Annotated in this window: 10 protein-coding genes and 1 tRNA gene; 5 read left to right on the top strand and 6 right to left on the bottom strand. The window is 54.8% G+C overall.

Translation table 11 applies throughout. The features are described 5' to 3' along the window. Positions 1-60 precede the first annotated feature (60 nt). The gene (locus tag QQL54_RS11840; RefSeq protein ID WP_284390925.1) at positions 61-1,425 is read right to left on the bottom strand and encodes a hypothetical protein; all 1,365 of its coding nucleotides are present in this window, start codon (positions 1,423-1,425) and stop codon (positions 61-63) included. A gap of 334 nt (positions 1,426-1,759) precedes the next feature. Further along, positions 1,760-1,842: transfer RNA gene (locus tag QQL54_RS11835), tRNA-Leu, on the bottom strand. Between the two features lie 112 nt (positions 1,843-1,954). Here QQL54_RS11835 and QQL54_RS11830 point away from each other — a divergent pair. Next, on the top strand, positions 1,955-2,557 hold the full coding sequence (locus QQL54_RS11830; protein WP_284390923.1) for a YqaA family protein: 603 nt from the start codon (positions 1,955-1,957) through the stop codon (positions 2,555-2,557). A gap of 4 nt (positions 2,558-2,561) precedes the next feature. Here QQL54_RS11830 and murI read toward each other — a convergent pair whose 3' ends face one another. Continuing rightward, positions 2,562-3,386, bottom strand: a complete 825-nt coding sequence (gene murI / locus QQL54_RS11825; RefSeq protein ID WP_284390921.1) for a glutamate racemase — start codon at positions 3,384-3,386, stop codon at positions 2,562-2,564. A gap of 83 nt (positions 3,387-3,469) precedes the next feature. On the opposite strand from murI, the gene QQL54_RS11820 reads away from it, so the two are divergent. After that, entirely contained in the window at positions 3,470-4,951 is a 1,482-nt protein-coding gene (locus QQL54_RS11820; RefSeq protein ID WP_284390920.1) for an ArnT family glycosyltransferase, read from the top strand. 6 nt (positions 4,952-4,957) lie between these two features. Here the strand turns inward: QQL54_RS11820 and msrA are convergent, their stop codons facing one another. After that, complete coding sequence (gene msrA / locus QQL54_RS11815; RefSeq protein WP_284390918.1) at positions 4,958-5,674, bottom strand: peptide-methionine (S)-S-oxide reductase MsrA; 717 nt, start codon at positions 5,672-5,674, stop codon at positions 4,958-4,960. Positions 5,675-5,732: 58 nt separating this feature from the next. Beyond that, on the bottom strand, positions 5,733-7,154 hold the full coding sequence (locus QQL54_RS11810) for a cryptochrome/photolyase family protein (protein WP_284390916.1): 1,422 nt from the start codon (positions 7,152-7,154) through the stop codon (positions 5,733-5,735). Between the two features lie 103 nt (positions 7,155-7,257). Between QQL54_RS11810 and cobT the strand changes: the two genes are divergently transcribed. From cobT to QQL54_RS11795, 3 genes are all read left to right on the top strand, one after another. Next, positions 7,258-9,093 (top strand): cobaltochelatase subunit CobT, encoded by a 1,836-nt coding sequence (cobT, locus tag QQL54_RS11805; RefSeq protein WP_284390913.1) that lies wholly within the window; start codon positions 7,258-7,260, stop codon positions 9,091-9,093. Next, positions 9,090-10,262 (top strand): serine hydrolase, encoded by a 1,173-nt coding sequence (locus QQL54_RS11800; protein WP_284390911.1) that lies wholly within the window; start codon positions 9,090-9,092, stop codon positions 10,260-10,262. The genes cobT and QQL54_RS11800 overlap by 4 nt, the downstream gene beginning before the upstream one ends. 84 nt (positions 10,263-10,346) lie before the next feature. Next, complete coding sequence (locus QQL54_RS11795) at positions 10,347-11,492, top strand: nitrilase-related carbon-nitrogen hydrolase (RefSeq protein WP_284390910.1); 1,146 nt, start codon at positions 10,347-10,349, stop codon at positions 11,490-11,492. Positions 11,493-11,572: 80 nt separating this feature from the next. Here QQL54_RS11795 and QQL54_RS11790 read toward each other — a convergent pair whose 3' ends face one another. Beyond that, positions 11,573-12,586 carry a hypothetical protein gene (locus QQL54_RS11790; protein WP_284390908.1) on the bottom strand — a complete coding sequence of 338 codons (1,014 nt, stop codon included), beginning with the start codon at positions 12,584-12,586 and terminating at the stop codon, positions 11,573-11,575. Positions 12,587-12,678 lie beyond the last annotated feature (92 nt).

Genomic DNA, 12,678 nt, shown 5'->3' with positions numbered 1-12,678 from the left:
CCTTTGATCTAATTGCTAGAAGGTGATCGAAACTATTCTCGAACCCGATAAGGTTTTGGATCAAACGACGTCGCGGATGATAACCAGTGAGCTATAGAGGTACAGGCTATTGCCTGTCTGAGGATCCTCGTGCTTTCCGCTTAAATAGTCGTAGGTAACAATTATTTCCTGACTGCCATCATTAGTCGAATATTGCTTTACCTTATGAGCGCCACTGTTCGATGAATAATAGTCACTGTAACTCTTTGGCTCTGAGGTTGACGCAAATAGAGAATTATCACCGTCAAAGGGCACATCAAACAGACAGGAGAATGTTTTGACAACGGTTTGTGTTTTAGGATCTTTTAACTTGAACCGCATTGTGTAGCCGAGGCCATGAAATTCAGAGTCGCTTTGATAGCGGAAAGCGACGCCGTTATACCACGTACCCAAATCAATTCCGCCTGGGCCAGTTCGCTTACTTGCTGCAACAACATCTTTCGTTGGAAGATTATGATAGTCCCCTTCGTCCTTGTAGGGAAAATCAAGCTCTATATCGTATTCTGTTAAATTATAGAAATATACGTTCTGATAGGATTCGTGCAGGACAAATTCAATGATCAGAAGTAAGACGACAATGATGACCACTCCAACAACAGTGTATTTCATCGTTGTTGACGTCACTCCCTCGACCGACTCCGCCCAGGCTTCGCCTGCTGCCGTACGTGCAGCGGCAACAGCTTCGTCAAAGGCGACGCGATCAACCAATTGTCCAATGAAAGTGCTCACAAATCGGTAAGCCGCTTTGACCGCACCTGACGTAACCGCCCATAGTGTTTTCATAACACCGCTGGCGATGTTCTTGAGAGCGTCTTTAAATGCATCAATACCGAATGCCGCGATAACCCCTGCGATAGCCGACGCTAAGATACCGTCGCCCAGAACAAAGACGCCAAGATTAATCCATGTATCGTTGTTTTGTCCCGTGCCAAAATGGAGCGGCACATCCATACGGGTGAAGTATTTTTTTCCATCAATAGTTATATAGGTTTGTGTCGGGTCAATCTTGTACTTTTTGGCAGCCGCATCGATTTCCTGCTGACTTTTCACCTCTGTCAGCGTTACGCTACTCAGAATATTTGATTTGGTAATATAGAAATTATAATCCTGATTATCGATCGCCGCGTCCATAACCCAGGCTGTATCTCCATTGGATTGGGGAACCTCTTGTAAGTCTTCAAAGGGCGTCTTTGAATACTCCCGCATGAATTTACCCATGCGATAGTTCTGTATATTCAGATTTTTGGTTGTGGTGTCATTGACTGGTTTATTGCCAGTTATAGGGCTAACCATCCCATCAGGAGCAAATTGCGACTGTGGATTATCAAAGCGTAAACCCGGGGCCACATCCGCATCAGTCAATGTGGATAAATCAATTTTGGTCATGTCTTGAAGAGTCACTGGCAGCCTCAATAGTTTAGCGATGAAATCGTCACCCTTCAAAATGCAAGCGATATGATTTACACTTTAAACGGGCATAAATTCATTAACACAACTAAATATTTAAAACAACTATAGATTAACTTAGGTTATAAATCACTTTTAAGTTGTGTTCTTTTGTGCGAGCTAGCCGATTACTTATGGCTTTTATTCCAGTCACTGTTGCGCGGCACCTTTCAAAAACGACTATTCTATCACTGGCTCAGCAAAGCCGTATGATAGACCGCTTCCCCCGTACGGGTCGGTAGAATAGCTATAACTAGAAGGGTGGAGAGGCGCGTACCGGTGGTCGGACTCGAACCGACACGTCCTAGGGACACGGGATTTTGAATCCCGCGTGTCTACCAATTCCACCACACCGGCGCGCGGAAGGGGTCATACTGCGCAAATAGCGGCGGTCAACGGGCAAGATCACTCAGGATGGTCACTTTGTGCCCTTTACCAGACCCTAATCTATCGCCACTAGCCCGACCGGATGAAAGGTCGTCTCGCATTTCTCGAACGCTGGTATGAAGGCGTCAAATCCGCAGCGCGGCATCCCAATGCTGAGCGCACCTTTGCCGGCATCTGTTTTATCGAAAGCTCCGTCTTTCCAATTCCGCCCGACGTGATGCTGATCCCGATGGTTCAGGCCGCGCCTCAGAAAGCGTGGCGATTAGCAACGATCGCCACGATCTTTTCTGTCTTGGGCGGTGTATTCGGCTATCTACTGGGTCTGTTTTTGTTCGACGCGTTGGCGATGCCTGTGCTGGAGAGCTTAGGCAAGGCAGAGGCCGTGACGGATTTCTCTCACCGGGTCGAAGAATATGGCGCGATTGCCGTGTTCGGAGCTGGGCTGACACCCTTTCCTTATAAAGTCATCACCATCATGAGCGGCGCGCTAAAGATCAACTTCGCGGTCTTCATGATTGCGTCAGTCCTATCCCGCGCGCTGCGGTTCTTCCTCGTCGCTTGGATCGTGAAGACATTTGGCCCTAAGGCCGAGCAGATCATGAAGGAACGGTTTGGCTGGTTCACGGCGGGCTTGTTTGTCCTACTGGCCGCCGCTTATTGGGCGTACAAAACTCTGCTGCACTAAACCGTTAAACGGTCGACAAACTCACGACGCGGTTAAACCCGTAATTGGCGAAGGTCGCGCGTCGGGCCGGGTCTATGTCGGGGCCAATCAAAAACGCGGTTTCCTCTATGGGGGCATGGCTCGGCGATTCCAGTTTCGCCCGTAGCAGGCTCTTTACGCGCCGCGCGACCGCCTCCCCACTATCGACCCACGTCACAGGTTGATTGGCCGCTGCCTGCAATTCATCCCGCAAGAGCGGGAAATGGGTGCAGGCGAGAACGACGGCGTCAATGTTGGCACCACTAGGGCCGTCAAACAACGGCACGATTTCGGCACGGATTCGCGTCATATCGACCGGCAAACCGCGCAGCTTGCGTTCTGCTTCTTCCACGAGGGAAACAGACCCTCGCAGCCGCACCACACAGTCGCTGGCATATTGGTCGATCAGCGTATCAACATAGGCGCGGCGGACCGTGCCAGGCGTGCCCAGAACCGCAATCGTTTTCGTTTTTGAAATCGCGGCCGCCGGTTTGATCGCTGGAACCACACCAACCACCGGAATATCGAGCGCGGCACGAATGGATGGAAGCGCTGTCGTGGACGCCGTATTGCAGGCAATCACGACAATATCCGGCGACAGCATGGCGCAGATCGGCGCGAGTAATTCCGGTAGCCGCGCGCGTAACTGCTCTTCTGTCTTCTCACCATACGGTCGGAAGGCATCATCGGCGAGATAGCTCTGATGCAGATCCGGCAGGACGGCGCGAATTTCGCGGCTGACAGACAGCCCCCCAACTCCGGAGTCAAAAACCAGGATATGCTGGGCGGATTGTGGGCGAAACAGGGTCACAGGCCGTCATAGGACAAAATCATGACCTGAACATGGACCCGAATAAGGTTTATTTTGCGCAAATGTCAGCTTAGCGACCCTCTGTGAGCGATCCGCAACTCAAATCCAACACGCCTTACGGTGTCTGGGCGACGGCCCTGATCGCTGGTTTGCTATTATTCCGTGTGGTCCTACTCTGGCTCAACCCATCCGGTCTACATGGGGATGAAGCCCAATATTGGGCATGGGCACAAGAACCGGACTTTGGTTACTATTCCAAACCACCGCTGATCGCCTGGATCATCTGGGCGACCACGGCGTTATTTGGGGATGCGGAATGGGCGGTACGCCTCGCCTCGCCTATTCTCCACACGTTTACAGCCATATTGTGCTTCCTGACGGCGCGACGGCTTTACAACGCAAAAGCTGGATTAGTCGCGGCGGCGCTCTACGCCTTGATGCCGGGCGTGGCCCTGTCCTCCTCACTGATCAGCACGGACGCCGCACTGCTCGTCTTTGTCGCCCTATTTTTATATTCGTGGGTTCGCGTGCGCGAAGAGCCGAGCTGGCGCTGGGCGCTCCTAATCGGTGCGGCCCTAGGTTTCGGGCTGCTGGCCAAATATGCCATGACCTATGTTCTCCCCGCTTTTGGTCTCGCTGTTTTATTCGAGGCAAAAACGCGCAAAGCTATGCTGAGTTTACGTGGGGTCGTAGCTGGGCTGCTTTCCGGTCTGATCATCCTGCCCAACATTCTGTGGAATGCGCGCAATGATTTCGCGACCATGGTTCACACGACTGACAATGCTAATCTGAAAGACGGGCCGCAGTTTAACGTCGACGAGCTGGCGGAGTTCCTATTTGGTCAACTGGGCGTGTTTGGACCCGTAACGTTCATTCTACTGTTGATTGCGATTTGGGGAATGCGGCGAAATCGTAGATCCTTCGATCTCTGGCTCATCCTGCTCGTTCTGACGCCACTGCTGATTATTTGCGCTCAGGCCGTGGTCAGCCGCGCCAACGCCAATTGGGCCGCCGTCGCCTATGCCAGCGCGCCCATATTGCTCGCCGGGTGGACAATCCAGTTGCGTCGCGCCATGCGGTGGGTGGCGGCCGGACTGATCGCTAACCTTCTGCTCGGCGTTGGGCCAGGTCTGGTAATGACATCACCTACGCTGGTTGACCGGCTTGGGTTTGCCAATGCGGTGAAGCGTCAACGGAGCTGGCCAGAAACGGTTGAAGCGATTCGGGCTGAATATGATCAAGGAGATTTTGACGCCATTGCCGTCGATAACCGGCTGCTTTTCTATGATCTGCTCTATTACGAAATGGAGGAGACGGCGCCGCTCTTTATGTGGCGGTATGAGCCGCGCCTCAATAATCATGCTGAGCTGACCAAAGCGCTCCCTCAGGACGACCGATCCGTTCTGCTTGTGTCTTATTACGCCCCCTACACAGAATATTTTGCGCAGGATTTTGAAACACTGATCCCACTGGGCGAGATCAATATTGATCTCGGAGGTGGTAAAGTCCGTGCGCTCAAAACCTACGCTGCGTCAGGGTATAAGGGTCCAGCTTATCGTGACTAAGGCGTGCTATTTACCGCCATGCGCCGCATCACCCCAGAGCTTCTTCAGCGTCGCGTCGCGGCGGCAAGCCGCGCGGTAGGTGCGGTAACGGATCGGGTTCTTCTTATAATAATCCTGATGGTAATCTTCGGCGTCATAGAAGGTCACAGCAGGCACAAGCGGCGTGACGATCGTTTTTGAAAACGGCTTGTTCGCTTGCACGGCGGCGAGGCTAGCCGTGGCATCTGGGAGCTGTTCGGCTGTCGCGAAGACGGCGGTGCGGTAGGATGTACCCTTGTCGCAGAACTGACCGCTCGCATCGGTTGGATCGACCGTCGTCCAATAAAAATCAACAAGCTCACGATAACTCACCTGTTCTGGATCGAACAGGACTTCGGCGGCTTCATAATGACCCGTCTCTTTATAACTGACCTGTTTGTAGGTCGGATTGTCGAGCTCACCGCCCGTATAGCCGGACAGAACTTCGATCACGCCGGGCACGCCTTCGAAATCCTTCTCAACGCACCAGAAACACCCACCCGCGAAAATGGCAGTCTCCAACCCGTCAGGCGCATCCGACACATAAGGCGCTTGAGGGCCCGATACGGCAGCCGCGACCATCGTCTTGGGTTCGGCTTGGGGTTCAGACTGTTCGCTATCCGATTGGACGCGTGATGGTGCGTCCGCACAGGCAGATAAAAGGGTCAGGGCGGCGATAGAGGCCAGGAGGAATGAATGTTTCATAATACTACTATGAGATTGAGGGGGTTCCGGTTCCAATGAACTTGCGGTGAGGTTTGCGTTACGCGCTATTCCGGGCTGTTTTATACGCCTCCAGCACGCGCTCACGGGCCTGTTTGTGATCTACAATCGGTTCGGGGTAGTCGCGGCCGAGCTCAATACCTGCCGCGTTCAGAACCTTATCCGGTGCCGTCCATGGCTGCTGAATATACTTGTTCGGAAGATCTTTAAGCTCCGGCACCCATTGTCGAACATAGTCGCCATTCGGATCAAATTTTTCGCCCTGACCGAACGGGTTGAAAACTCGAAAATAGGGCGCGGCATCGGCACCCGTTCCGGCAACCCATTGCCAACTGGCAGCATTCGACGCGAGATCAGCTTCGAGCAAGCAGTCCCAGAACCAATCTTCGCCGTCGCGCCAGTCAATCATGAGGTGTTTGATTAGAAAGCTGGCGACGACCATCCGCACGCGGTTGTGCATCCACCCGGTCGCCCAGAGTTGGCGCATTCCGGCATCAACAAAAGGATAGCCCGTCTGCCCTTTCGTCCACGCCTCAAACGCCTGATCATCATGATCCCATTCCATGGCCTCATACCCGTCCGCGAAATTCTCAGTCGCCAAATCGGGATTGTAGAATAGCAGCGTGTAGGAAAATTCTCGCCAGCCAATCTCGGACAGGAATTTGCGCGATGTGACTTCATTGTCTTTGCACGCATCCCAAATCTGGCGCGGCGAAATTTCACCGTGGGCGAGATGGGGCGAGAGCTTTGAGGTCAGCGCTTTGTCCGGACGATCCCGACCCTGTGCATAGTCTTCAATCGGGCCGTCGAGAAAATCAGTCAGTCGGGCGATCGCCCCGGCCTCGCCGGGCGTGTGATGATTCAACATTTTTGACCCCCAGTCAGGCTGGGTCGGCAGTAAGCTCCAATCATCGAGCGCGGCGGACAAAACTTTATCAACGCACTCCAACTTCTTGGGTGCAGGTAGCGGATCGCTAACCTCCATCCCGTCCTTGGCCGCCCGCCAGAACGGCGTGAAAACTTTGTACGGCGTGCCAGCCTTGGTTCTTACCTCCCACGGTTCGACCAGCAGATTGGCCTTAAAGCTCTCAACGGCCACATCGCGTTCGGTCAGCGCTTCTTTGATTGCAGCGTCGCGGTCGCGATCCGGTTCATGGTAGCGCCGATTCCAGAAAACTGCCCTCGCGCCGCTATCCTTGATCAATGCATCGATCACGTCCGCAGCCACACCCGTGCGCAAGATCAGCGCGCCGCCTCGGTCCTCAATATCGGATTTCAAGGCCTGCAATGAATGATGCAACCACACGCGTTTTGCCCCGCCCGGTTTCCGCGCCGCATCCTTTTCTCGGATATACAGCAATATGAGCGGTCCACCGCGATGGATAGCGGCATTCAGCGCCGGATGATCACCGAGGCGAAGGTCATCTCGAAACCAGACAATAGAGGGAGAAAGAGCGGTCATGACGTGAATACGGATAGGCGGCGTGAAATGTTTCGATAATCTCGCGATAATCTGATCACATCCGCGCTACACATCCGCGTCGCTGCGCCGTAAACAGATCGCGATGAAAAATGACAGCACTCAACCGATTGATGGTTTCAAGCGCTCCCTAAGCGCCGCGACGAAGGCCATTGCCGCGCGTGAAGACCTCGAAGTCTCTTATGGCGGAGACGTGGCTGGTCTGGTGCGCGATCAGGTGATGCTACCGAGCCTGCCCCCGCGCCCCAAACCGGGTCAAATCGCAAAGGCACGCGGTGAAGCCGATGCGCTAGCCCTGCGAATTGCGCTGCATGACGCAGAGGTCCACGCGACCAACATGCCGAAATCCGGTGCGTCTCGCGCCGTTTTTGAAGCGCTAGAACAGGCGCGCATTGAGACTCTGGGCGGGCAGCATTTGGCGGGGCTAGCCGACAACCTCAGCGCGGCGCTCTCGGCACGGGCAACGAAACGCGGGTTCGACAAAGCTGACATTGCCAAAGACGACACCAGTTTCGCCGAAGCGATTGGCCTCTATGCGCGCGAGCGGCTGTCAGGCCGTGATCTGCCTGCCTCCACCAAAGGCATTATGGAGGCTTGGCGTGAGGAGATCGGCCAGCGCAGCAAAGGCCGGATTAAGGCTTTACTCGACCATATTGGCGATCAGGATCAGTTCGGGCGCATGGTCAATGACTTCATCGCTGATCTGTCGCTCGACCGGGACAATGCCGATCCTGAGCAAGATGACGATCAGAATGAGGACAGCCAAGAAGACGAGCAGGAACAGGAAGACCAATCTGCCGATTCGCCCAATGAAGAACAACAGGGTCAGACCGAAGTCTCAGATGCAGACGCGCTCGAAGACGAATCAGACGACGCTCAAGACATTGTCGATGCCGAAAATGTTGATGGCGAGAGCGACGATTCAGAACAGTCGCCCGACGCGCCGTCACAGCGCCCTCAACCGCGGAATCTGCCCGATCCTTACCGCGTCTATTCGACCCGTCATGATGAGGTGATTAAGGCTGAAGATCTTTGCCCAACGGACGAACTGGAGCGGCTGCGCGGTTATCTCGACGGCCATATGGCAGGTCTGTCGTCGGTTATTTCCCGCCTCGCAAATCGTCTGCAACGGCGTTTGCAAGCACAGCAACAACGCAGTTGGACGTTCGACCTGGAAGAAGGCATGCTGGACACAGCGCGGTTAACCCGCGTCATTATCGATCCCATGTCCGCCCTGACCTTCAAAGAAGAGAAGGAAACCGACTTTCGCGACACGGTCGTGTCGATTCTGATCGATAATTCCGGCTCGATGCGCGGGCGTCCGATCATGGTGGCCGCCGTCTGTGCGGACATTATGGCCAGAACGCTGGAACGATGCGGCGTGAAAGCTGAAATCCTCGGCTTTACGACCAAGGCGTGGAAGGGTGGTAAGTCGTTCCAAGACTGGATGGCAGCGGGTAAACCCGCGCAACCCGGCCGCCTCAATGATCTGCGACATATTGTTTATAAGAGCGCGGATATGCCGTGGCGGCGCGCCAAACGAAATCTTGGCCTGATGATGCGCGAAGGGCTGCTCAAAGAGAATATTGACGGCGAAGCGCTTGATTGGGCCTATCGCCGCCTGATGGCGCGGCCTGAACAACGCCGGATCCTTATGGTGATTTCCGACGGCGCACCCGTCGATGATGCCACGCAGAGCCAGAACAAGACCGGGCTTTTGGAGAGCCACCTCCGCCTAATGATCGATAAAATCGAAAACCGCTCAGAGGTCGAACTCGTCGCCATCGGCATCGGTCACGACGTCACCCGTTGGTATAGCCGCGCGATCACCATCATGGATGTCGAACAGCTCGGCGGGGCGATGACCGAAAAGCTGGCGGAGCTGTTTGATCAAAATGGCAAAGCTGGGCGCGGGCGATGAAACTCTTCCTCAAGATCATCGTTGGCATCTTTGCTTTTTTTGGGTTGTTAGTTCTCGGCGTTGTGGTTGCGACGACCCTGTCGAACCGACCGGGACCGACAGCCGAACCGCTCGCTGCATTGACATCGCAAGGGCTTGAAGACGCGATTGCAGGGATTGCCGAAGAACGGAAGCTGGTAGGCATCGCCGCTAAAGTCATGGTCAGCGACACCATCATCGCGGAAGCGGACACAGGCTGGCGCACGAAGGACGAAACTGATCCGCTCTCCGTCTCCGACCTGTTCCATGTCGGCTCCATCGGGAAGTCTATGAGCGCCACCGCGATCGCGACACTGGTCGAGGATGGGGTGATGGCATGGGATGATAGGTTGGGCGACCGCTTAACCGACATACCCATGGACGCAGACTGGCGCGACGTCACCCTCGCCCAACTCCTGACGCATACGGCTAGCGCACCCCGTGCGCCGATCACGGCGATGATGAATTCGGTCAGCGAAGCTGAGCGGTTAGCCGAGGTCCGTCGCGAAACCGCCGCGACAATGCTAGCGGACCCTCCAACAGTCGAACCCGGCACGGCCTTCGCTTATTCCAATGAAGGCTTCATGCTCGCCTCGCTCATGGCTGAGGAAGCTACTGGCGAGAGTTGGGAAACCATCATCCGCAGGCGGGTTGCTCAGCCCTTGGGCCTCTCTACGCTCGGGTTTGGCGCACCGACGGGCGATGTCCCGTGGGGACACCGTAAACTGGCCGGGATCAAAATGGCTTTGGACCCGGCAGAGAATGCCGACAATCCGCCCTGGATGGCGGCGGCGGGCACCATGCATATGAGCCTCGATGATCTGCTGACCTATGGCCGTGCCCATCTGGATGCGGGGCAAAGCGAAACCGCCCTGCTCTCCCCAGTCACATTTGATCGACTGCATACGCCAGTCCTGAACGACTATGCCTATGGCTGGGTGGTGCAAAGCCGGGACTTTGGCGAGGGCAACGAGCCCGTCATCTGGCATAATGGATCGAACACTATGTGGTATGCGGTTCTCGTCCTGTTACCCGAGCGTAATGCAGCCATCGTCATCGCGACAAATGACGGCTCGCACCTCAATCTGACCCAACAGAAATTTGACGAGCTCGCCGCTCAGATTGCGAAAGTGATCGTCGCGCGAGGGTGAAACCACGCGTTGCGCGGCTTGCGGCAACGCAAGGCGATAATCTGTATCCTGTTCCAGCCTCGTTTTTGAAATGAGGAGGACATCATGAAATATCTTGGAATTTCGGCACTGGCGCTTCTAGCGGCCTGCGCGACCGCACCCGGCACATCGGCCCAAGACGGCCCCACCCATTCGGTATCGCAGACGCTGGTTCAGCCTGACGGATCTTACGAAACAGTCCCGCTAGCAAAAGACGTCATCACGCTGAAAGTCATGCAAACGACCGTGAAGAACCTGTCCGACTATCCAACAATCCAAGAGGGTCTGGATGGGAATTTAGCGCATATGAAAGCGATGGCGGACAAGGCCTGCACAACGGGCAATAAGCCCGACATCCTGCTATTCCACGAATTTCCCCTGACAGGTTACTCATCCGGCACGCGCACGGAAAAGCTGAAATATACGGTGCAGATGCCCGGCCCGGAGACGGACTATCTGGGCGAAATTGCGCGGAACTGTGACACTTATATCGTCTTTGGATCTTACGCGACGGACCCAGACTGGCCGGGCCACATTCTCAGCCTGAACGGAGTCATCAACAGAGACGGAGAGCTGGTTGAGCGCTTCTGGAAAACACGTAACATCAAACGGCTTTACCCGGATCGGGAGATCACAACGACGACCATCGAATCAGTGCGCGACAAATATCGCGCCATGTATGGCCCAGAGGAGGAGTTTCCGGTTGTGAAGACCGAGTTCGGTAACCTCGCCGTCTCGACAGTGCAGTTCGATCCGTTCGTCTTCGCGGCCTTTGCCATGCGCGGAACAGAAATCATGTTACGAACCGCCACCCTTTTTGCGGATTTCGACGTGCAAGCGACAGCCGCGCAGAATAATTATTACTCCGCCATGGCTAACATCGCCTTTGACATCCCCGGCTATAATGCGGGCGAGTCCATCATCGTCGACAATAAGGGCAAAATCATCGCTAAATCGCCGAGCTTGGTCGAGGACGACATTATCGAGGCTCAAATCCCGATTGCGGAATTCCGTGAAGGTCGCCGTATCCCAAACTTTGCCGTCGATGTGACCATGCCAGTGATCGAGCAATATGTGCAGGAATTCCCGGTCAATCACATGGATGTGGCCCGTGAAGACCTGCCTGAAACCGGGGCCGCTATGAAAGCGCTGATGGAACGCGCCTCGCGCTTCAATTCAGACGAAGAGAAAGCGAACTATATCGGCAAGTAACACCGCCCGAACCTAGAACAAAAAAGCCGGCCCCCTGATGATCCAGGGAGCCGGCTTTTTTTGCGTGGATAATGCATCCGTTAGAAGGTCGGCATACTGCCTGTCGCCGCCCACGGCACGAAGAAGGCGATCGCGACGGAAATGGTCAGGCCAAAGAGCAGACGCCCCGCATCCCGCGTCACGTCGCGCATCGCTTCTGAACGATCACGCAATCCGCCAATATAGGCGACAGCCAGTTCGCGACCCGCGATCAGACCCAAGAACACCCAGGTCGTGCTCATCGGAATATCGTTCATTTCTTTGAAGACGAACAGGATAATACCGAACATCAAATCGACCAGAACACCCACTCTTGGGTCTTGCGTCCCTGTTTTGCTGTTGACGATTTCCTGAATACGACCGCCGCGTTTATAGAAAATATAGCCGAGCAGAGCGACAGTTAGCGCGCCCCCAAGAAAAGCGATGCCGGGTTGAACGACAACAACGCCGTCCACCGTCTCGCGCGGCAGGAAGACAAAGATATTGGCCAAATCTTGCATCAACCACTGCGTCCAGAGGAATCCTGTCGTCAACCATTTCAGAGTGTACCAAGCCTTCGCTGGGTCATGATCGCTTGTGTTGTGCACCCAGCGCGAGAACGTCCGCGCAATCATCGCGTACACAACGATACCAACACCGAACGCCACGGCGTAACCGAGCGCCGATTTCAACATCATTTTGCCCAACACGCCCTCTGTCGCCGCGCCGCCCGTCAGGGCAAACATGGTCAAAACGAGGAAAGTCGTTGAAACAGGGACTGTGAGGCGGGTCAGCGCTATCAAAGCGATTGGTGGAATGATGTGATACCACTGAATGCCGCCATCAGGGTATGGAATCGTATTCAATCGGCCATAGGCAACATCCCCGGCCTGCGTGAAATATCCATAGGCTAGGACTGCAACGAAAATACCCGCCACATAGAGCCACAAAATCCACCAAGGACGCTTCTGATTTGACCTTAGAAAAGTCCCGAGTGTCTGAATCGCGTCATTTGCGACGACTGAATAGGCCGCCAAAGCAAATCCGATGACACCCAATATCTCAATACTAGACATATAAGGCCCTGTGGGATGTGTTCCTGAACACGCTTAAATATGGCTCGACGCTAAGAAAGCGCGAGGATTTCCGCCCGATACACGGCGCATAT

The sequence above is a fragment of the Algimonas ampicilliniresistens genome (genome assembly GCF_030159955.1).
Classification (GTDB): domain Bacteria; phylum Pseudomonadota; class Alphaproteobacteria; order Caulobacterales; family Maricaulaceae; genus Litorimonas; species Litorimonas ampicilliniresistens.
Note: the sequence above shows the minus strand (reverse complement) of the source record. Positions and strands in the feature narration are given on the sequence as shown.